Consider the following 19,041-nt stretch of genomic DNA (forward strand, 5'->3'; position numbering starts at 1 on the left):
GCGCGGTCGCGGGGGAATCCCTCGGACATGCACAGCAGGAGGCCGTCCGCGGAGACCACCACCGTGTGCGACACCCCGGGGGTGTTGTCCACGAAGTTGGTGATCAGCCAGTTCAGGTTCTGTGCGGCCTGGCTCATCTGATTCAACTCAACGCTCCTGATGATCTGCGGCGTTGCCGTCGGTCCGGCCCCCGAAACTATCGAACCCGGGCTGCTGGGCACCATGGTGGAAACCGGCCTGGTTGCCCTGGTCGGCCTGGCCCTGGTTGCCCTGCGCCGGGTTGCCCGGCGCCTGGCCGGCCGCCTGCTCGGCACCGGCCCGGCGGCCCTGCTGGATGCCGCGGCGCAGGTTGGTGAGGCGGCCGCGGACCTCCTCGGGTGCCCGGGAGACCTGCGGACCGGTCAGCGGGGACGCCTCGGCGGTGCCGGAGACCAGGTTGGCCTGCGGGGTGCGCCGGGGCAGGCCCGACATGGTCACCCCGCTGGTCGACGGCTCGCGGACCTGCTCGGCGCGGCGCCAGCGCTCGTCGTTGGCCGACGGGCGCCACGGGGCGTCACCCGGCTGCTGCTGGGCCTGCTGCTGGGCCTGCTGCTGCGGCTGCTGGGTCTGTTGCTGGGTCCGGTCGGCCTGCGGCTGGGTGGCCGGCCGGCCGGGTGCCTGCGGCGGGTGGCCCGGGGCGGTGGTGCCGGGGCGGCGCGGCTGGTACGGCCGCGGCCGGCTCTGCTGCTGGGCCGGGCGGCCCTCCTCGCCGGGCCGGCCCTGCCCGGCCGGGGCCCCGCCGTCGGACGGTCCGGTCGGCAGCGCCATCGGCTCAGGGCGGGCGGGCGGCTGCTGGACCGGCTGCTGCGGGGCCTGCGGCTGCTGCGGCCGGCCGGCCTGCTCCGGACGGACCGGGTTGGGCATGCTCGGCAGCACCGGCTCCACCAGGCCGAGGCCCAGCGGGTCGCGCGGGTCGATGTCGCTGGCCTCGAACCGGGGGCGGGCGAACTGCTGGGTGCTCTCCACCGGGGTGGGCTCGGCCGCCGGCAGCGGCTGGGCCTGCTGGACCTGCGGCAGCGGCTGGGTCTGCTGCTGCGGCTGCTGCCGGTCACCCGGCGCGGGCCGCTGCGGACGGCCGCCCTGGCCCTGCGGGCCCTGCGGACCGCCCTGGGGGCCCTGCGGCGGACGGCCCTGGCCGGGCCGCTGACGCTGCGGCAGCCCCTCCTGCGGACGCTCACCGGGGCGGGCGCCCTGCGGCGCGCCCGGGCGGCCCGACTGGTCGGCCCAGCCGTGCTGGGGCTGCTCGCCGCCGCGGGCGGCGGGGACGCCGTCGCCCTGCGGGCGCTCCTGGCCGGGACGGCGTCCGCCCGGGCCGCCCTGCTGCGGGCCGCCCTGCTGGGCACCGGGCTGCTGGCCGCGGCGGGGCAGGCCGCCGGGGCCGCCCTGCTGCGGGCCCCCTCGGCCCGGGGTGCGCTGCGGCAGGCCGCCCTGCTGGGCGGGACCCTGCTGGTGGGGGGCCTGCTGGGCGGGACCCTGCTGGCCGGGGGCACCCGGCCGCCCGCCCTGCTGCGCCGGGTTCTCGCGCAGCGACTGGCCGGCCTGACGGGTCGGCAGACCGCCGCCCGCGCCCTGGCCGCTCTGGCCGCCCTGGCCGCCCTGTCCGCCGGACGGGCCGGGCCCGCCCTGGCCGAGCTGCGGCCGGCCCTGCGGGGCACCGCCCGCCGGACCCTGGCCGAGCGCCGCCGGGGCGCCGGGGCGCCCGCCCGGACCGGCCGGGACCTGGCGCTGCTGGCGCGGCGTCGGGGTGACCCCGCGCTGCTGCTTGGGCTGGCCGCCACCGGAGCGGCCGGGGCCGCGGCGGTCGGCGGAGTTGGTGACGTCCACCGGGAGCATGACCAGCGCGGTGGTGCCACCGGAGTCGCTGGGGCGCAGCTGGATGCGGATGCCGTGGCGCAGCGACAGGCGGCCGACCACGAACAGGCCCATGCGGCGGGAGACCGAGACGTCCACCGTCGGCGGGTTGGCGAGGCGCTCGTTGATCTCGGCGAGGTCGTCGGGGCTCAGGCCGATGCCGGTGTCGTGGATCTCGACGAGCACCCGGCCGTCCGGCAGCGCGTGGCCGGTGACCCGCACGCGGGTCTGCGGGCTGGAGAACGAGGTGGCGTTCTCCAGCAGCTCGGCGAGCAGGTGGACGAGGTCGTTGACGACGCGGCCGGCGACCTCGGCCGACGGCACGGCGGCGAGCTCGATGCGCTCGTACTGCTCCACCTCGGAGGCGGCGGCGCGCAGCACGTCGACCAGCGGGACGGGGCGGGTCCAGCGGCGGCCCGGGTCCTCACCGGCGAGGACGAGCAGGTTCTCGCCGTTGCGGCGCATGCGGGTGGCGAGGTGGTCCAGCTTGAAGAGGTTGGCCAGCTGGTCCGGGTCGGCCTCGCGGCTCTCCAGCTCGGAGATCAGCGACAGCTGGCGCTGGATGAGGCCCTGGCTGCGGCGCGAGAGGTTGGTGAACATCGCGTTGATGTTGCCGCGCAGCAGGGCCTGCTCGGCGGCGAGGCGGACGGCCTCGCTGTGCACCATGTCGAAGGCGTGCGCCACGTGGCCGATCTCGTCCGCGGAGTCGACGGCGACCGGCTCGACGGTGACGTCCACGTCGTGCGGGTCGGACTCGGAGAGCGTCTTGACCAGCTCGGGCAGCCGCCGCTCGGCGACGTCCTCGGCCGCGGCCTGCAGACGGGTCAGCGAGCGCACCATCGAGCGGGCGATCAGACCGGCACCACCGAGGGCGACGAGCAGCACCAGCGCGACGGCGGCACCGATGATCAGGGCCTCGGTGTCGGCCTGGGACTGGAGCTCCTGGGCCTTGCCGTCGAGGTCCTCGATGAGCTTGGACTCGATCCGGCGCTCGGCGGCGATCTTGGCGGTGGACTGCTCGTACCAGTCCTTGTAGCTGACGGTCTCGGCCTGGCGGATGCCGCTCTGCTGGAGGATCGAGCGCGCGAAGCGGTCGGCCGCGGCGACCACCGAGTTGTAGCTCAGCTGGCCGCGCAGGTTGTCCAGGTCGTGCGAGGTGTAGATGTTGTTGAACCCGGTGAGCGCGTTGTCGTAGGACGACTTCAGCCGGATGCCGAAGGACTCGTCGCTGAGGCTGAGGTCCGGGCCGCCCGGGTTGGCGAGCGCGGCGCTGATCAGCGCGCGCTGCTGCGAGGTGGCGTTCTTGGCGAGCGAGAACTGCTGGAGGGCGCGGGTCGCGCGGACCAGCTCGCGGTTGTTGGACGCGAGCGCGATGTCCTGGGTGATCGACAGCAGGTCGCGGATGATCACGTCGTACGCGGTGATCGTCGCCTGGATGTTCTGGTTGTTCTGGTACGGGTTGCCGCGCGCGTCGGAGACCGAGTTCAGGTCCTTGCGGATCTGGAAGAGCAGCGCCTTTCCGCCGGAGAGTTCGAGGTTCTCGAACTTGTCCGAGGACGCGGTGAAGGTGCGGCTGAGGTCGTCGGTGACCTTGCGGGCGGCGACGATGTCGTCGTCCAGCGGCGCGTTGGGCTTGGCGGTGATCGGGCCCGCGCTGACGTCCCGCTCGTTCTGCAGGGCGTTGGCGAGGTCGGTCGCCTTCTTGGCCAGGTCCGAGAGGTTGGCCATCTGGGCCAGCTGCTGCGAGGTCTCGAGCGAGGTCTGGATGCGCAGGCCACCGAGGACCAGCGCGACCAGGACCGGGAGCGCGAGCAGGGCGATGAGCTTGCTGCGGATGCGCCAGTTGCGCATGGCGAGGCGGCTCATGCCCTTGGCGCGCCGGCGGGTCAGGGAGCTGCGGAGCTTGCCGCGGGTCGACTTCCGCTCCGCCCCGTCCTCCTCCGGCCCGCCGACCACGTCGGGTGCCGGTTCGGCCGGGCCGCCGGGGGCCGCCGCCTGCTGGGGGGCTGCCACGGGCTCACGCGACTCCGGGTCACCCGCGGCGCCGCTACCCCTTTTGAAACGTCCCTGCACTGGCGTCGCAACCTCTGGACCGGGCGTCCCGCCGCGTCGCCACGGCCTGGACGGTGTCGAGTTTCCATCCGCACCCCGGCCGGTCCGGGAGAGCGGGTCACCGGGGTGGACAGCTCCCTACCCACGGTCCGTGGCATTCCAGCACAGCCGGGGAATCCCAACAAGGGCGGACGGGGCACACCGGACGGCACTACGCACCGCGCGCGGTAACTCACCGACTGTGCGGCAAACGGACCGGAATACCGCCTTTTTCGGACACTCGCCGGATACATGCCAAGCAGACCCGAGATCAACACGATGGGCGGAGCTTCGGGTATGCCCGATATTTCCGATATGCCAGTAAAGGGCGATGCAGCGATATGTCGGATATCAGAGATATGTTCCGTGTTTTGTGACCAAAATCACAGACGAATGTGTAGCTTTGGTCACGGTGGCTGTGGAAAGAGATCCGTAATCTTGCTGTATCCGGAGCACGGCCCCTGATCAGCCTGCCCAGAATCTCCCCGAATCACTCAGGCCGGTGCCGATCGTGGTCGGTCGCCCGGCCGCGACCTTGAGGTGCTGACGAGATGTCCCAGGCGAAGAAGGCCACCAGGTCCACGCTGACCAGCCGCTCCACGGCGAACCCGCGCCGGACGACGCTGGCCTCGGTCGAGGACTTCGGCCAGATCCCCGGCGCCCGCAAGCCCGAGGACGTCGTGACCTACGCGGCCGAACTGCCGGCCGCCACCGCCAACCCGCGCCGCACCCAGCTGATGGTCGCCCCGGTGGTGAACGTCCCGCAGGACTGAGGCGTTCCGCGTACGCCCCGACGGGCGCCGTCACCCTGGTGACGGCGCCCGTCGTGTCTTCGCCCGCTCGCGGCGGCGGGCCAGGTCAGGGCCCACGCGATAGCCTGGGCAGCGATCGAGCGGGGCCGGGTCCGAAGGGGCCGCGGCACCCACCAGCGCCCGGGCGCGCCCCGGGCGGCCGTCGAAGCGAGGGGTAGCCCAGCCGTGCGCATTGCCAGGTTTTCCGTCCGGGAAGGGAGCCCTGCCGCCGGCAGCGTCTCCTTCGGTGTGGTCGAGGGGGACCCGGCCCGGCCGGAGTCGCTGGTGGTCCACGCGCTGGCCGGCCACCCGTTCGGTCAGCCCCAGCCGACCGGCGAGAGCTACCGCTTCCAGGACGTCCGGCTGCTCAGCCCGATGCTGCCCAACAAGATCGTCGCGGTCGGCCGCAACTACGCCGCGCACGCCGCCGAGCTGGGCAACGACGTCCCGGACGTCCCGCTCACCTTCTTCAAGCCGTCCACCTCGGTGATCGGCCCGACCGAGTCCATCGCCTACCCGCCGTTCTCCTCGGACGTCCAGCACGAGGCCGAACTGGCCGTGGTGATCGGCCGGATGTGCCGCGAGGTGCCGCTGGACCGGGTGCCCGAGGTGATCCTCGGCTACACCTGCGCCAACGACGTCACCGCGCGCGACGTGCAGCAGCGCGAGGGCCAGTGGGCCCGGGCCAAGGGCTTCGACACCTCCTGCCCGCTCGGCCCGTGGATCGAGACCGACCTCGACCCCTCCGACCTCGCCGTCACCTGCACGGTCAACGGCGAGCTGCGGCAGACCGGCCGCACCTCGCTGATGGTCCGCTCGGTCGCCGAGCTGATCGTGCACGTCTCCGAGGCCATGACGCTGCTGCCCGGTGACGTCATCCTCACCGGCACCCCCGCCGGGGTGGGGCCGCTGAACGTCGGCGACGAGGTCGCCGTGACCGTCGAGGGCATCGGCACCCTGGCCAACAAGGTGGTCAAGCGTGGCTGACGCCCCGGCCGTGCGGGTGCGCTTCTGCCCGTCCCCGACCGGCAACCCGCACGTGGGCCTGGTCCGCACCGCCCTGTTCAACTGGGCCTTCGCCCGCCACCACGGCGGCACCCTGGTCTTCCGCATCGAGGACACCGACGCGGCCCGCGACTCCGAGGAGTCCTACGGGCAGCTGCTCGACGCGATGAAGTGGCTCGGTTTCGACTGGGACGAGGGCCCGGAGGTCGGCGGCCCGCACGCGCCCTACCGCCAGTCGCAGCGGATGGACGTCTACGCGGACGTCGCCCGCCGGCTGCTGGAGGCCGGCCACGCCTACCACTGCTACTGCTCCACCGAGGAGCTGGACGCCCGCCGCGAGGCCGCCCGCGCGGCCGGCCGGCCCTCCGGCTACGACGGCCACTGCCGCGACCTGACGGACGAGCAGCGCGCCGTCTTCGCGCTGGAGCGCCGCGAGCCGATCCTGCGCTTCCGGATGCCGGACACCACCATCGCCTTCGACGACCTGGTGCGCGGCACGCTCTCGTTCGAGCCGGAGAACGTCCCCGACTACGGCATCGTCCGGGCCAACGGCGCGCCGCTCTACACCCTGGTCAACCCGGTGGACGACGCCCTGATGGGCATCACCCACGTGCTGCGCGGCGAGGACCTGCTCTCCTCGACCCCGCGCCAGATCGCGCTCTACGCCGCGCTCGCCGACATCGGCGTCGGCGACGGCTCCACCCCGCGCTTCGGCCACCTGCCGTACGTCATGGGCGAGGGCAACAAGAAGCTCTCCAAGCGCGACCCGCAGGCCTCGCTCAACCTCTACCGGGAGCGCGGCTTCATCCCCGAGGGCCTGCTCAACTACCTGTCGCTGCTGGGCTGGTCGCTCGCCGAGGACCGCGACGTCTTCACCGTGGACGAGCTGGTCGCGGCCTTCGACATCACCAAGGTCAACTCCAACCCGGCCCGCTTCGACCTGAAGAAGTGCGAGGCGATCAACGCCGAGCACCTGCGCCGGCTGGCCCCGGAGGACTTCGTCCGCCGCCTGGTGCCGTACCTGCAGGCCCCCGGACTGCTGCCGGCCGAGCCGAGCGCCGGGCAGCTGGAGCTGCTGGCGAAGGTGGCGCCGCTCACCCAGGAGCGGATGGTGGTGCTCGGCGAGATCGTCGGCATGGCCGGCTTCCTGTTCGTCGCGCCCGAGGACTTCGCCGTCGACCCGCAGGACGCGGCCAAGGTGCTCACCGCGGACGCCCGGCCGGTGCTGGAGGCGAGCATCGCGGCGCTGGGGACGCTCGGCGACTTCGAGCCGGAGGCGATCCAGGCCGCGCTGCGCGAGGCCCTGGTGGAGGGCCTGGGCATCAAGCCGAAGTTCGCCTTCACCCCGCTGCGGGTGGCGGTGACCGGCCGGCGGGTCTCCCCACCGCTGTTCGAGTCGATGGAGCTGCTCGGACGCCCGGAGACGCTGCGCCGGCTGACCGCCGCCGCGGCGGCCCTGCCGGCGGCCTGACCCCGCCCGCGGGCCCGGTCGCGCGCCGGGCCCGCGGCCTCCCCGGACGTCACCGGACAGCCCCCTGCCCGCTGCCTGGGGTTATCGATTTTGGAGCCGGGGCGGACGTCGGGTAATGTTCTTTCTGCGCCGCCCGGGAGGGCAACGACGAGGGAGCGAAACCCACGCCGGAGCCGGACGGGAGGCGCAAGCCCGAGCGGATCCCCGACAGGGGTTCAACTCTGGTGGGGTATGGTGTAATTGGCAGCACGAGTGATTCTGGTTCATTTAGTCTAGGTTCGAGTCCTGGTACCCCAGCGCAGTACCGCGGTCCACCCGGATCGCACAACAGAAGAGCAAGCCCCCGTTGTGTAGCGGCCTAGCACGCTGCCCTCTCACGGCAGTAGCGCCGGTTCGAATCCGGTCGGGGGTACTGGTCCCGCAAGGGACCGCCTGGAAAGCCCCCGTTGTGTAGCGGCCTAGCACGCCGCCCTCTCAAGGCGGTAGCGCCGGTTCGAATCCGGTCGGGGGTACTGATCTCGCAAGGGATCGCCTGGAAAGCCCCCGTTGTGTAGCGGCCTAGCACGCCGCCCTCTCAAGGCGGTAGCGCCGGTTCGAATCCGGTCGGGGGTACCGAAGCGTGAAGCCGATGGGCCAGCTCATCGGCTGATTGCTTTGTTGGGGTATGGTGTAATTGGCAGCACGAGTGATTCTGGTTCATTTAGTCTAGGTTCGAGTCCTGGTACCCCAGCCAGAAAATGAAGGCCCCGGTCCCCGGGGTCTTTCTTGTTTCCCGGCCCGGGAATTCCACCGACCCGAAGGGCCCCGCTCGGCATCGAGCGGGGCCCTTTTCGGTATTCCGTGGGGGAGTGGGGGAAACGGGGAGTGGGGGCGGGGGAAGGGCCGGGGGTCAGCTGCGGCGCAGGGCCTCGGTGAGGCGGTTGGCGGCCTCGATGATGGCCTGGGCGTGCAGCCGGCCCGGGTGGCGGGTCAGGCGCTCGATCGGGCCGGAGACCGACACGGCGGCCACGACGCGGTTGGAGGGTCCGCGGACCGGCGCGGAGACGGACGCCACGCCCGGCTCCCGCTCGCCGATCGACTGGGCCCAGCCGCGCCGCCGGACGCCGCTGAGCGCGGTGGCGGTGAAGCGGGCGCCCTGCAGGCCCCGGTGGAGCCGCTCGGGCTCCTCCCAGGCGAGCAGGACCTGGGCGGCCGAGCCGGCCTTCATCGGCAGGGTGCTGCCGACCGGGACGGTGTCCCGCAGACCGGAGAGCCGCTCGGCGGCCGCGACGCAGATCCGCATCTCGCCCTGCCGGCGGTAGAGCTGTGCGCTCTCGCCGGTGACGTCGCGCAGGTGGGTCAGGACCGGGCCCGCGGTGGCGAGCAGCCGGTCCTCGCCCGCCGCGGCGGAGAGTTCGGACAGGCGGGGGCCGAGGATGAAGCGGCCCTGCATGTCCCTGGTGACCAGACGGTGGTGTTCGAGTGCGACGGCGAGTCTGTGGGCCGTGGGGCGCGCCAGACCGGTGGCGGCGACCAGCCCCGCCAACGTGGCGGGGCCCGACTCCAGTGCGCTCAGCACCAGAGCGGCCTTGTCGAGAACGCCGACGCCGCTAGAGTTGTCCATGCGCTAAGACTGCAGTCTCATTCCGCGAGACGCAAGTTCAATCTTCCGCGAAAAGCGCCACTCTGGATGCAGCAGCCCGGGAGACATCCAGGATGCGGCCCCGGCCGGGTGTCCGCATCGTGGACACCGATCCGGCGTGCAGGTCGCGCGACGCGCCGCACAGGGCGGCGACAGCTTCGACCCCGACGACACGAGAAGGCCGGCAACGCGGCCGGCTGGAGGGAACCCGATGGGACGGACACTCGCAGAGAAGGTCTGGGACGACCACGTCGTCCGGCGCGCGGAGGGCGAGCCCGACCTGCTCTTCATCGACCTGCACCTGCTCCACGAGGTGACCAGCCCGCAGGCCTTCGACGGCCTGCGGCTGGCCGGGCGCACGGTCCGCCGCACCGATCTCACGATCGCCACCGAGGACCACAACACCCCGACCCTGGACATCGACAAGCCGATCGCCGACCCGGTCTCCAGGGTCCAGCTGGAGACCCTGCGCAGGAACGCGGCCGAGTTCGGCGTCCGGATCCACTCGCTGGGCGATGTCGAGCAGGGCGTCGTGCACGTGGTCGGCCCGCAGCTGGGCCTGACCCAGCCCGGCACCACCGTCGTCTGTGGCGATTCCCACACCTCCACCCACGGCGCCTTCGGCGCGCTGGCGTTCGGCATCGGCACCAGCCAGGTCGAGCACGTGCTGGCCACCCAGACCCTGCCGCTGGCCCCGTTCCGGACCATGGCGATCACCGTCGAGGGCGAGCTGCCCGAGGGCGTCACCGCCAAGGACCTGATCCTGGCGATCATCGCCCGGATCGGCACCGGCGGCGGCCAGGGCTACGTCCTGGAGTACCGCGGCTCGGCGATCCGCGGCCTCTCCATGGAGGCCCGGATGACCGTCTGCAACATGTCCATCGAGGCGGGTGCCCGGGCCGGCATGATCGCCCCCGACGAGACCACCTTCGCGTACCTCAAGGGCCGCCCGCACGCCCCGCAGGGCGAGGACTGGGACGCCGCCGTCGAGTACTGGAAGACCCTGGTCACCGACGAGGACGCGGTCTTCGACCACGAGATCTTCATCGACGCCTCCGAGCTGACCCCGTTCGTGACCTGGGGCACCAACCCCGGCCAGGGCGCCCCGCTCGGCTCCGCCGTCCCGGACCCGGCCTCCTTCGCCGACCCGCAGGAGCGGATCGCCGCCGAGAACGCCCTGGCCTACATGGGCCTGGAGGCCGGCACCCCGCTGCGCGAGGTGGAGGTCGACGCGGTCTTCGTCGGCTCCTGCACCAACGGCCGGATCGAGGACCTGCGCGCCGCCGCCGAGCTGCTGCGCGACCGCCGGGTCGCCGACGGCGTGCGGATGCTGGTCGTGCCCGGCTCCGTCCGGGTCGCCCTGCAGGCCGTCGAGGAGGGCCTGGACAAGGTGTTCACCGCGGCCGGCGCCGAGTGGCGGCACGCGGGCTGCTCGATGTGCCTGGGCATGAACCCCGACCAGCTCGCCCCCGGCGAGCGCTGCGCCTCCACCTCGAACCGCAACTTCGAGGGCCGCCAGGGCAAGGGCGGACGCACCCACCTGGTCTCGCCGCAGGTCGCCGCCGCGACCGCCGTCCTGGGGCGCCTGGCGGCCCCCGCCGATCTGGTGGCCGACGCCGCCGTGGAGGTCTGAGCAGCATGGAGAAGTTCACCACCCACACCGGCCGGGCCGTGCCGCTGCGCCGCAGCAACGTCGACACCGACCAGATCATCCCCGCCCACTGGCTCAAGAAGGTCACCCGTTCCGGTTTCGAGGGCGGGCTGTTCGAGGCCTGGCGCAAGGACGAGTCGTTCATCCTCAACCGGCCCGAGCGCCAGGGTGCCACCGTCCTGGTGGCCGGCCCCGAGTTCGGCACCGGCTCCTCCCGCGAGCACGCCGTCTGGGCCCTGCAGAACTACGGCTTCCACGCGGTGATCTCCTCGCGCTTCGCCGACATCTTCCGCGGCAACTCGCTGAAGAACGGCCTGCTGACCGTGGTCCTCCCGCAGGAGACCGTGGAGCGGCTCTGGGAGCTCACCGAGGCCGACCCGGCCGCGGAGATCACCGTCGACCTGGAGGCCCGCGAGGTGCGCGCCGAGGGCGTCACCGCGCCCTTCGAACTGGACGACAACGTGCGGTGGCGGCTGCTCAACGGCCTGGACGACATCAGCATCACCCTGCGGAACGAGGCCGACATCGCCGCGTTCGAGGAGCGTCGTCCCGCGTTCAAGCCGCGTACCCTGCCGGTGGCCTGAGCTCCCCTTCTGAACAAGCATTCTGACGAACCGCCGGATGGCCCGCTCCCCCCTCGGGGGGGCGGGCCATCCGCCGTTCCGGGGCGGGAGTTGTGCCCGCCCGCCGCCCCCGGATTGGGGATTCGGTTTTGCGGCAGAGGGCCCCCGAGCATGCACAACTGCGTGTAGATGGCACAATCAGTGCATGCACCGGCACCATGAACCTCCGTACGCGGGCGGCGAACCCGCGTCACCGGAGTCCACGGGCCGGGGATCCGAACGCCGAATTGACGATCGGCCGGACGCCGCAACCTCACCTGCTGAGGGGCCGGACGACCCGGAAGTCGCAGCGCTCTTCGCGCTTGTGGCCGAGCGGTTGAAGCAAGCTCACGACCGCGTGCATGCGCTGAACGTGTCTGCCGATGCAAAGACCGCTCTCACCCGTCAACTGCTCATCGTCACGGAGACCGCCAAGCGCGATCTTCCGGAGGCGGCGCGGCGGTTGAGTCGCTTTGTGCAGGACCTCGACGAGGGGCGCCCGCCCGTCGACTGAGGTCGCCGACGCGCAAATCCATTGCGACACTAGGGTGATTCGCGCGTTTGGTAATTGAAAGTCCGCAGATACATACCTAACGTGCGAAATGAACGGATGGAATCATCCGGCGCCCGTTTCCGAAGGGGAAGACGTGAACAAGGCTCAGCTTGTCGAAGCGGTGGCCGAGCAGCTGGGCGGTCGCAAGGCTGCCGCAGAGGCCGTCGACGCAGTGCTCGACACCATGGTGCGCGCCGTCGTGGCCGGCGACCGCGTTTCGGTCACCGGTTTCGGCACCTTTGAGAAGGTGGAGCGCTCCGCGCGCTTCGCCCGCAACCCGCAGACCGGCGAGAAGGTCAAGGTCAAGAAGACCTCGGTGCCCCGCTTCCGCCCGGGCCAGGGCTTCAAGGACCTGGTCAGCGGTGCCAAGAAGCTGCCGAAGGAAGGCCCCTCGGTGAAGAAGGCCCCCAAGGGCTCCCTCACCCCGGGCAAGAGCGGCGTCGCCGCGACCCCGGCCGCCAAGCGGGCTGCCACCAAGCGTTCCGCCACGGCCGCCGCCGCTGCCGCCGCCACCCCGGCCAAGAAGGCCGCCGCCAAGAAGGCGACCGCCACCAAGGCCACCGCCACCAAGGCGACCGCCGCCAAGACGGCCACCGCGGCGAAGAAGACCACGGCTGCCGCCAAGAAGGCGGCGACCGCCACCAAGAAGACCACCGCCGCCGCCGCGAAGAAGACCACCGCGGCCGCGACCAAGAAGACCACGGCCGCCGCCAAGAAGACGGCGACCACGGCTGCCGCCAAGAAGACCACCGCGACCGCCAAGAAGGCGACCGCCACGGCCAAGAAGACGGCTCCGGCGAAGAAGACCGCCACCCGCAAGACCACCGCGCGCAAGACCACCGCCAAGTAGTCACCGCGCGTCCGCGCCGGACGGCCTTCGAGAGCCGTGGCACCGCCATCCCCCGGAATTCCGGGCAGGGCGGGGCCACGGCTCTTCGCTTTTCCGGGATTTCCGGGGCGGGCCGGGGATCAGCCCGCGGCCGGGTCCGGGAAGGTCTGCAGCGTCACGAAGACCACCCGGCGGGCCTCGCCGGTGCCCTCGGTGCGGATCCGCACCCGCTGGCCGGGGCGCAGCAGCCGCAGGCCGCCGGCGTCGAAGGCGTCCGCGCCGAACGGCACCGGGGTCCCGTCGTCGAGCAGCACGGAGCCGGCCCGGGTGGCGGGGTCGAAGGTGAACGCGGTGGCCTGCATGGCAGCAGCATAGCGAGGGCCACCGACAGTTCCCCGCGCCGTCTCAGCGGGGCCGCCGCGGGGGCAGGTAGCCGAGCCGGGCCGCCAGGGCGGTGGTGTGCGGGCCGACGCCGAGTGCCAGGGCCTCGGCCAGGTCCTCCCCGGTGTCGACGTCCCGGCGGACCGACTCCACGCGGGGCAGGCGCAGTTCGCGGGCGCCGCCGGCCGCGTGCCGGGCCCGCGAGCCGCCCCCGAACGCGGGGGCGAGCACGCTGCCCGGGGCGCAGGCCAGCAGGGTGGTGCCCACGCCCGGGGCGTCCGCCAGGAAGGCCCGGCCGGTCGCGGGCGCGGCGCCGAGCACCCGGGCCAGCTCGTCCGGGCGCAGCGCCGGCAGGTCCGCCGAGAGCGCGGCCAAGGGCGCGCGGGGCGCGAGCAGCAGCGCGGTCGCCGCGCCGTGCGCCAGTGCCTCGTTGAGGCCGCCCCCGGGCTCGTCGTCGACGATCAGGGCGCCGAGCGCGGCCAGCCGCGCACCGGCCCCGGCGTCCCGGGTCACCACCAGGACCCGGCCGACCCCGGGCGCGGCCAGCGCGGCGCCGACGGTGTCCAGGGCGAAGGAGAGCGCGAGGTCCGGGCGGTGCGGGCCGGCGAACGGGGCCAGCCGGGACTTGGCCCGGGCGAGCGGCTTGAGCGGCAGCACCAGCGACCAGCCGGCGGCGGGTGCGGCGGGCGCGGCGGGCCCGCTGGGGCGTACGGTGTCCTGGGTCATCGGCGTCATTGTGGCGCTGGTCCCGGAGCCCTCGCCAGGCCGTCCGAGCTGTGCGGACGTGCGTTTGATCACGCCCGCGCGGCGGGCGGGCGGGGTTGCTCGACAGCCGGTGAGCGGTCGGGCGAGACTGTTCCGCGCCCGCGCCCCGAGAGGCCGCGGACGCGAGATCGACCGCGGCACCCCGGCGTGCCGCACGGATGAGGAGGATCTGGGGTGGCCCGCCGCTCGTACGCCAGCTTCGGCAATGCCGACTACGGCTTCTGGTACCGCTTTGCGGCCGTGCTGGTGAAGCCGGTGACGACCGCCCTGGTCAAGCCCGACTGGCGGGGCTGGGAGCACCTCCCGAAGGAGGGCGGCTTCATCGCCGCCGTCAACCACAACTCGATCATCGACCCGGTGGTGTACGCGCACTGGCAGTACAACAGCGGGCGGCCGCCGCGGATCCTCGGCAAGTCCTCGCTGTTCTCGGTCCCGTTCATCGGGTTCATGCTCCGCAAGACCGGCCAGATCCCGGTGTTCCGCGAGTCGACCGACGCCGCGCAGGCGTTCCGGGCGGCCATCGACGCGGTCGACCAGGGGCAGTGCGTGCAGTTCTACCCGGAGGGCACGCTCACCCGGGACCCGGACCTGTGGCCGATGACCGGCAAGAGCGGCGTCGCCCGGGTGGCGCTGATGACCGGCGCCCCGGTCATCCCGGTCGCCCACTGGGGCGCCCACGAGATCATCCCGCCGTACGGCAGGGGCGCTTCGGGCAAGGGCAGGTTCAACCTGTTCCCGCGGCACCGGGTGACCGTCGCGGCCGGTCCGGCCGTCGACCTGAGCAAGTACCGGGACCAGGAGCTGACCGCCCAGGTGCTCAGGGACGCCACCGAGGACATCATGACGGCGATCACCGCCGTGCTGGCCGACATCCGCGGCGAGGAGCCGCCCGCCGAGCGGTACGACATGCGGGAGGCCGCCCGCAGACGGGCCGCCGCCGCGGCGGCCCGCCGGCCCGCCGCGGCCCGGGGCACCGACGGCACCGGGGAGGGCGACAAGTGACCCGCTGCGCCGTGTTCGGCACCGGCTCCTGGGGCACCGCGTTCGCGATGATCCTCGCCGACGCCGGCTGCGAGGTGACCCTCTGGGGCCGCCGCCAGGAGCTGGCGGACGCCGTCAACGCCACCCACACCAACCCGGACTACCTGCCCGGCGTCCGGCTGCCCGACTCCGTCCGGGCCACCACCGACCCCGCCGAGGCGCTGGCCGGCGCGGACTTCGCGGTGCTGGCGGTCCCCTCGCAGACGCTGCGCGAGAACCTGGCCGCCTGGGCGCCGCTGCTGGAGCCGCGGACCGTCCTGGTCAGCCTGATGAAGGGCATCGAACTCGGCACCGCCAAGCGGATGACCGAGGTCGTCGCCGAGGTCGCCGGGGTCGGTCCGGAGCGGATCGCCGTGGTCAGCGGACCGAACCTGGCCCGGGAGATCGCCAACCGGCAGCCGGCCGCCAGTGTGGTCGCCTGCACCGACGAGGCGGTCGCCAAGCGGCTCCAGGCGGCCTGCCACACGCCGTACTTCCGGCCGTACACCAACACCGACGTGATCGGCTGCGAGCTCGGCGGGGCGGTCAAGAACGTGATCGGCCTGGCGGTCGGCATGGCCGACGGCATGGGCCTGGGCGACAACACCAAGGCGACGCTGATCACCCGCGGGCTCGCCGAGACCACCCGGCTGGGGCTGGCGCTCGGCGCCGACCCGTACACCTTCGCGGGGCTGGCGGGCATGGGCGACCTGGTGGCGACCTGCTCCTCGCCGCTCTCCCGCAACCACACCTTCGGCGTCAACCTGGGCCGGGGCATGTCGCTCGCGGAGACCATCGCGGCCACCCGGCAGACCGCCGAGGGCGTCAAGTCCTGCGAGTCGGTGCTCGACCTGGCCCGCCGCAACGGCGTCGACATGCCGATCGTCGAGGCGGTGGTGGACGTCGTCCACAGCGGCCGGCCCACCCAGGAGGCGCTGCAGGCGCTGATGTCCCGCTCCGCCAAGCCCGAGCGCAGGTAGCGGGCCGGGTCGGTCACCGGCCGGAAACCCGCCTCGGGGTACCCTTCCTCGCGATATGAGCATCGAACAGACCTCCCAGAACCCGTCCACGAAGCCGCGGGTCGCCGTCGTGTTCGGCGGCCGCAGCTCCGAGCACGCCATCTCGGTCTCGACCGCGGGCAGCGTGCTGAAGGCGATCGACCGCGACAAGTACGAGGTGCTGCCGATCGGCATCACCCAGGAGGGCCGCTGGGCGCTGGTCAGCGACGAGCCGGCCCGGATGGCCATCACCGACGGCCGGCTGCCGAGCGTCGACCACGTCGCCGAGTCCACCGAGGGCCAGGTCGCGCTGCCGGTCGGCCCCGGCAGCCGCGAGGTGGTCTGGAGCGAGCCCGGCAGCGCCCCCAAGGCGCTCGGCGAGGTGGACGTGGTCTTCCCGCTGCTGCACGGGCCGTGGGGCGAGGACGGCACCCTGCAGGGTCTGCTGGAGCTCTCCGGCGTGCCCTACGTCGGCAACGGCGTGCTCGCCAGCGCGGCCGGCATGGACAAGGAGTTCACCAAGCGCCTGCTGGCCTCGCACGGCCTGGGCGTCGGGCGGTACACCGTGGTCCGGCCGCGCGAGTGGGAGACCGAGGAGGGCCGCGCCGCCGTCCGCGAGCGCGCCTCGGGCCTCGGGCTGCCGCTGTTCGTCAAGCCCTGCCGGGCCGGCTCCAGCATGGGCATCACCAAGGTCAAGGACCTCTCCGACCTCGACGCCGCGATCGAGGAGGCCCGCCGGCACGACCCCAAGCTGATCATCGAGGCGGGCGTCTCCGGCCGCGAGATCGAGTGCGCGGTGCTCGAGTTCGAGGACGGCCCGCGCTCCAGCGTGCCGGCCGAGATCCTGGTCGGCGGCGGCTACGAGTTCTACGACTTCGAGGCCAAGTACATCGACTCCTCCGAGGTCCGGATCCCGGCCGAGCTCTCCGCGGAGGAGACCGCCGAGATCCGCCGGCAGGCGATCGCCGCGTTCGAGGCGCTCGGCTGTGAGGGCCTGGCCCGGGTCGACTTCTTCCTGCTGGAGGACGGCGGCTGGATGGTCAACGAGGTCAACACCATGCCCGGCTTCACCCCGATCTCGGCCTACCCGAAGATGTGGGAGGCCACCGGGCTGTCGTACCCCGAGCTGATCGACCGGCTGCTGCAGGCGGCGCTGCGCCGCCCGACCGGCCTGCGCTGACCGCGCGACGACGGACGAGGGCGGTCCCGGAAGCCCGGGACCGCCCTCGGCGCGTGCGGGCCGCGGTCAGGGGATGGTGGCCCTGACCACGTCGGAGAGCGCGGCGGCGGCGTCCAGCGGGATGGCGGTGGCCCCGCCGGGGACGGTCACCTCGACGAAGACGGCGCGCTGGGTGGCGGTGAACCGGTAGCCGCCGTCGCCGAGCGGCTCCGGCCACCAGGTGACCTCGTTGACCGTCGGCGAGATCTCCTTCTGCTTCTCGTCGACCAGCGCCTCGGGGTGCGGCACGCCGCAGCGCAGCACGATGCGCGGCGAGGAGGCCCAGGCGGCGACGTACGGGGAGGCCGGGGAGGGGTCCTTGCGCGGATGGCCGAGCAGTTCCCCCGGCAGGGCGGCGGCGAGCGCCCGGCAGTACTCGGCGGCCTTGCCGCGCGGCTCGGGCGTCTCGACCTTCGGGTCGGCGGGCGCGCTCCAGCTGCCGAGCAGCACCACGACGGTGCAGGCGAGCGCGGTCGGCACCGCCAGCCACCGGACGGGGGCCGGCAGTGCCGCCAGGAAGCGGGGGACGCGCAGTTCTCGGGTCACCCGCCGATGGTATGCGCGTCTTACAGGTGGACGACCGGACAGGTGAGGGTGCGGGTGATGCCCTCGACCTGCTGGACCTTCGCGACCACCAGACGGCCGAGGGCGTCCACGGTGTCCGCCTCGGCCCGGACGATCACGTCGTACGGGCCGGTGACGTCCTCGGCCTGGAGGACTCCGGGGATCTTGGCGATGGAATCGGCGACGGCGCTGGCCTTGCCGACCTCGGTCTGAATCAGGATGTAGGCCTGTACCACGGGGACCTCCCGGCGGCTGGGTACGGGGATCACCGCCGTGATCGCCCGGTCGGGCGTCGGGTGGGGAGAACGGGCTCACGGCAGACTGATCACCACGCTACCTCCCGGCGGGCCGGGGAGGGGAGACCCCTGCGCCTTCGGAGGGCGTACGCTGCGCGCGGAGGCGGCGTGACCGCAGGACGTACGCGCCCGGCCGGGCGCAACCGAGAGGACGGCAGATGCAGGGGACCGTGGGCGAGCTCGGCGAGTTCGGACTCATCAGGGAGCTGACCGCCCGGGTACCGCTCACCGACGCGGTCGACCTCGGCCCGGGTGACGACGCCGCCGTGGTGAAGGCCCCGGACGGCCGGGTGGTGGCCACCACGGACGTGCTGATCGAGAACCGGCACTTCCGCCGGGACTGGTCCACCGCCTACGACGTGGGCCGCAAGGCGGCCGCGCAGAACCTCGCCGACGTGGCCGCGATGGGCGCGGTGCCGACCGCGCTGCTGCTCGGCCTGGTCGCGCCGGCGGACCTGCCGACCACCTGGGCCACCGAGCTGATGGACGGGCTGCGCGACGAGTGCCAGGTGGCCGGCGCGACGGTGGTCGGCGGCGACGTGGTGCGCGGGGACACCATCACGCTGGCCATCACGGCGCTCGGGGACCTCCAGGGGCGCGCGCCGGTGACGCGCGCCGGTGCCCAGGTGGGCGACGTGGTCGCGGTCACCGGCTGGCTCGGCTGGTCCGCGGCCGGACTGACGGTGCTGCAGCGCGGCTTCCGCTCGCCGCGGGCCTTCGTCGAGGCGCACCGCCGCCCGGAGCCGCCGTACCACGCGGGACCGGCCGGGTCGGAGCTGGGCGCCACCTCGATGATCGACGTGAGCGACGGCCTGGTCGCCGACCTCGGGCACGTGGCCGGGGCCAGCGCGGTGGACATCGACCTGCGGGCGGCCGACTTCGACGTGCCCGCGCAGATGGCGGACATCGGCCAGGCGGTCGGGGTCGACCCGCTGGTCTGGGTGCTGTCCGGCGGTGAGGACCACGCGATCGCCGCGACCTTCCCGCGCGGGGTGCAACTGCCCGCCCGCTGGCGGGTGGTGGGCGAGGTCGTCGGCCGGGCCCGGGCGGCCCGCGGCGGCCGGGTGACGGTGGACGGCGAGGCCTGGGACCGGGTCGGCGGCTGGGACCACTTCTCGGAGTGACAACCGGCCCGCGCCGGGCGGCGGTTGACGGTTGCCCGGCCGGGGCGCGGGGCGGCCGGACGGCGTACGGCGGGGCGCGCCGCGGTGGCGTCGCGGCGTGCGGGCGGTCTCGGGGCGGGGGAGTGCGTAGGCTTGACCCACAGCCGGACCGCCCGCTGTTCTCGCGAGTG

The 19,041-nt window shown here is 73.3% G+C and carries 18 protein-coding genes and 5 tRNA genes; 16 read left to right on the forward strand and 7 right to left on the reverse strand.

What is annotated here, in order from left to right; translation table 11 throughout:
* Both ABT238_RS23575 and ABT238_RS23580 read right to left on the reverse strand, forming a co-directional pair.
* On the reverse strand, positions 1-137 hold a 137-nt coding region (locus ABT238_RS23575; RefSeq protein ID WP_329882915.1), incomplete at its 3' end, for a roadblock/LC7 domain-containing protein.
* Between the two features lie 10 nt (positions 138-147).
* A complete protein-coding gene (locus tag ABT238_RS23580) occupies positions 148-3,903 on the reverse strand; it encodes a sensor histidine kinase (RefSeq protein ID WP_350785559.1) in 3,756 nt (1,251 codons plus the stop codon).
* Between the two features lie 629 nt (positions 3,904-4,532).
* Here ABT238_RS23580 and ABT238_RS23585 point away from each other — a divergent pair.
* The 8 genes from ABT238_RS23585 to ABT238_RS23620 all read left to right on the forward strand — a co-directional run bounded on the left by ABT238_RS23585 (position 4,533) and on the right by ABT238_RS23620 (position 7,981).
* The gene (locus ABT238_RS23585; RefSeq protein WP_350568773.1) at positions 4,533-4,754 is read left to right on the forward strand and encodes a hypothetical protein; all 222 of its coding nucleotides are present in this window, start codon (positions 4,533-4,535) and stop codon (positions 4,752-4,754) included.
* Between the two features lie 204 nt (positions 4,755-4,958).
* Entirely contained in the window at positions 4,959-5,759 is an 801-nt protein-coding gene (locus tag ABT238_RS23590; protein ID WP_350568771.1) for a fumarylacetoacetate hydrolase family protein, read from the forward strand.
* The gene (gene gltX / locus ABT238_RS23595; RefSeq protein WP_350568769.1) at positions 5,752-7,248 is read left to right on the forward strand and encodes a glutamate--tRNA ligase; all 1,497 of its coding nucleotides are present in this window, start codon (positions 5,752-5,754) and stop codon (positions 7,246-7,248) included. The genes ABT238_RS23590 and gltX overlap by 8 nt, the downstream gene beginning before the upstream one ends.
* A 225-nt stretch (positions 7,249-7,473) precedes the next feature.
* Positions 7,474-7,545: transfer RNA gene (locus tag ABT238_RS23600), tRNA-Gln, on the forward strand.
* A gap of 42 nt (positions 7,546-7,587) precedes the next feature.
* A tRNA-Glu gene (locus ABT238_RS23605) sits at positions 7,588-7,660 on the forward strand.
* A 27-nt stretch (positions 7,661-7,687) separates the two neighbouring features.
* A tRNA-Glu gene (locus tag ABT238_RS23610) sits at positions 7,688-7,760 on the forward strand.
* A gap of 27 nt (positions 7,761-7,787) precedes the next feature.
* A tRNA-Glu gene (locus ABT238_RS23615) sits at positions 7,788-7,860 on the forward strand.
* Between the two features lie 46 nt (positions 7,861-7,906).
* Positions 7,907-7,981 (forward strand) — tRNA-Gln (locus tag ABT238_RS23620).
* 156 nt (positions 7,982-8,137) lie between these two features.
* On the opposite strand, the gene ABT238_RS23625 is transcribed toward ABT238_RS23620, so the two are convergent.
* Positions 8,138-8,851 carry an IclR family transcriptional regulator gene (locus ABT238_RS23625; RefSeq protein ID WP_030306825.1) on the reverse strand — a complete coding sequence of 238 codons (714 nt, stop codon included), beginning with the start codon at positions 8,849-8,851 and terminating at the stop codon, positions 8,138-8,140.
* Between the two features lie 229 nt (positions 8,852-9,080).
* On the opposite strand from ABT238_RS23625, the gene leuC reads away from it, so the two are divergent.
* The 4 genes from leuC (at position 9,081) to ABT238_RS23645 (ending at position 12,525) form a co-directional block, all read left to right on the forward strand.
* Positions 9,081-10,502 (forward strand): 3-isopropylmalate dehydratase large subunit, encoded by a 1,422-nt coding sequence (gene leuC / locus ABT238_RS23630; protein WP_350568767.1) that lies wholly within the window; start codon positions 9,081-9,083, stop codon positions 10,500-10,502.
* 5 nt (positions 10,503-10,507) lie between these two features.
* Complete coding sequence (gene leuD / locus ABT238_RS23635; protein ID WP_350568766.1) at positions 10,508-11,104, forward strand: 3-isopropylmalate dehydratase small subunit; 597 nt, start codon at positions 10,508-10,510, stop codon at positions 11,102-11,104.
* Between the two features lie 184 nt (positions 11,105-11,288).
* Positions 11,289-11,636, forward strand: coding sequence for an SCO5555 family protein (locus tag ABT238_RS38815; protein WP_380764579.1), 348 nt, complete (start codon positions 11,289-11,291; stop codon positions 11,634-11,636).
* Positions 11,637-11,769: 133 nt separating this feature from the next.
* Positions 11,770-12,525 carry an HU family DNA-binding protein gene (locus ABT238_RS23645; RefSeq protein WP_350568765.1) on the forward strand — a complete coding sequence of 252 codons (756 nt, stop codon included), beginning with the start codon at positions 11,770-11,772 and terminating at the stop codon, positions 12,523-12,525.
* Positions 12,526-12,644: 119 nt separating this feature from the next.
* On the opposite strand, the gene ABT238_RS23650 is transcribed toward ABT238_RS23645, so the two are convergent.
* Together ABT238_RS23650 and cofC are read right to left on the reverse strand one after the other, a co-directional pair.
* Positions 12,645-12,866 carry a hypothetical protein gene (locus ABT238_RS23650; RefSeq protein ID WP_350568763.1) on the reverse strand — a complete coding sequence of 74 codons (222 nt, stop codon included), beginning with the start codon at positions 12,864-12,866 and terminating at the stop codon, positions 12,645-12,647.
* A 43-nt stretch (positions 12,867-12,909) separates the two neighbouring features.
* On the reverse strand, positions 12,910-13,611 hold the full coding sequence (gene cofC / locus ABT238_RS23655; RefSeq protein WP_350568761.1) for a 2-phospho-L-lactate guanylyltransferase: 702 nt from the start codon (positions 13,609-13,611) through the stop codon (positions 12,910-12,912).
* Between the two features lie 213 nt (positions 13,612-13,824).
* Here cofC and ABT238_RS23660 point away from each other — a divergent pair, with 213 nt between their 5' ends.
* Genes ABT238_RS23660 through ABT238_RS23670 form a run of 3 tightly spaced genes read left to right on the forward strand, consistent with a single transcriptional unit; the run spans position 13,825 to position 16,848 of the window.
* Positions 13,825-14,652, forward strand: a complete 828-nt coding sequence (locus tag ABT238_RS23660; protein ID WP_350568759.1) for a lysophospholipid acyltransferase family protein — start codon at positions 13,825-13,827, stop codon at positions 14,650-14,652.
* Positions 14,649-15,650 carry an NAD(P)H-dependent glycerol-3-phosphate dehydrogenase gene (locus ABT238_RS23665; protein ID WP_350568758.1) on the forward strand — a complete coding sequence of 334 codons (1,002 nt, stop codon included), beginning with the start codon at positions 14,649-14,651 and terminating at the stop codon, positions 15,648-15,650. Before ABT238_RS23660 ends, ABT238_RS23665 begins: the two co-directional genes overlap by 4 nt.
* A 55-nt stretch (positions 15,651-15,705) precedes the next feature.
* Positions 15,706-16,848, forward strand: a complete 1,143-nt coding sequence (locus ABT238_RS23670) for a D-alanine--D-alanine ligase family protein (protein ID WP_350568757.1) — start codon at positions 15,706-15,708, stop codon at positions 16,846-16,848.
* Between the two features lie 66 nt (positions 16,849-16,914).
* On the opposite strand, the gene ABT238_RS23675 is transcribed toward ABT238_RS23670, so the two are convergent.
* Positions 16,915-17,433, reverse strand: a complete 519-nt coding sequence (locus tag ABT238_RS23675; protein ID WP_350568756.1) for a DUF3515 domain-containing protein — start codon at positions 17,431-17,433, stop codon at positions 16,915-16,917.
* Between the two features lie 20 nt (positions 17,434-17,453).
* A complete protein-coding gene (locus ABT238_RS23680) occupies positions 17,454-17,687 on the reverse strand; it encodes an Lrp/AsnC family transcriptional regulator (RefSeq protein ID WP_350568755.1) in 234 nt (77 codons plus the stop codon).
* A gap of 218 nt (positions 17,688-17,905) precedes the next feature.
* On the opposite strand from ABT238_RS23680, the gene ABT238_RS23685 reads away from it, so the two are divergent.
* The gene (locus ABT238_RS23685) at positions 17,906-18,871 is read left to right on the forward strand and encodes a thiamine-phosphate kinase (protein ID WP_350568754.1); all 966 of its coding nucleotides are present in this window, start codon (positions 17,906-17,908) and stop codon (positions 18,869-18,871) included.
* Positions 18,872-19,041: the final 170 nt, after the last annotated feature.

It is taken from the genome of Kitasatospora sp. NPDC001527 (genome assembly GCF_040298605.1).
GTDB lineage: Bacteria > Actinomycetota > Actinomycetes > Streptomycetales > Streptomycetaceae > Kitasatospora.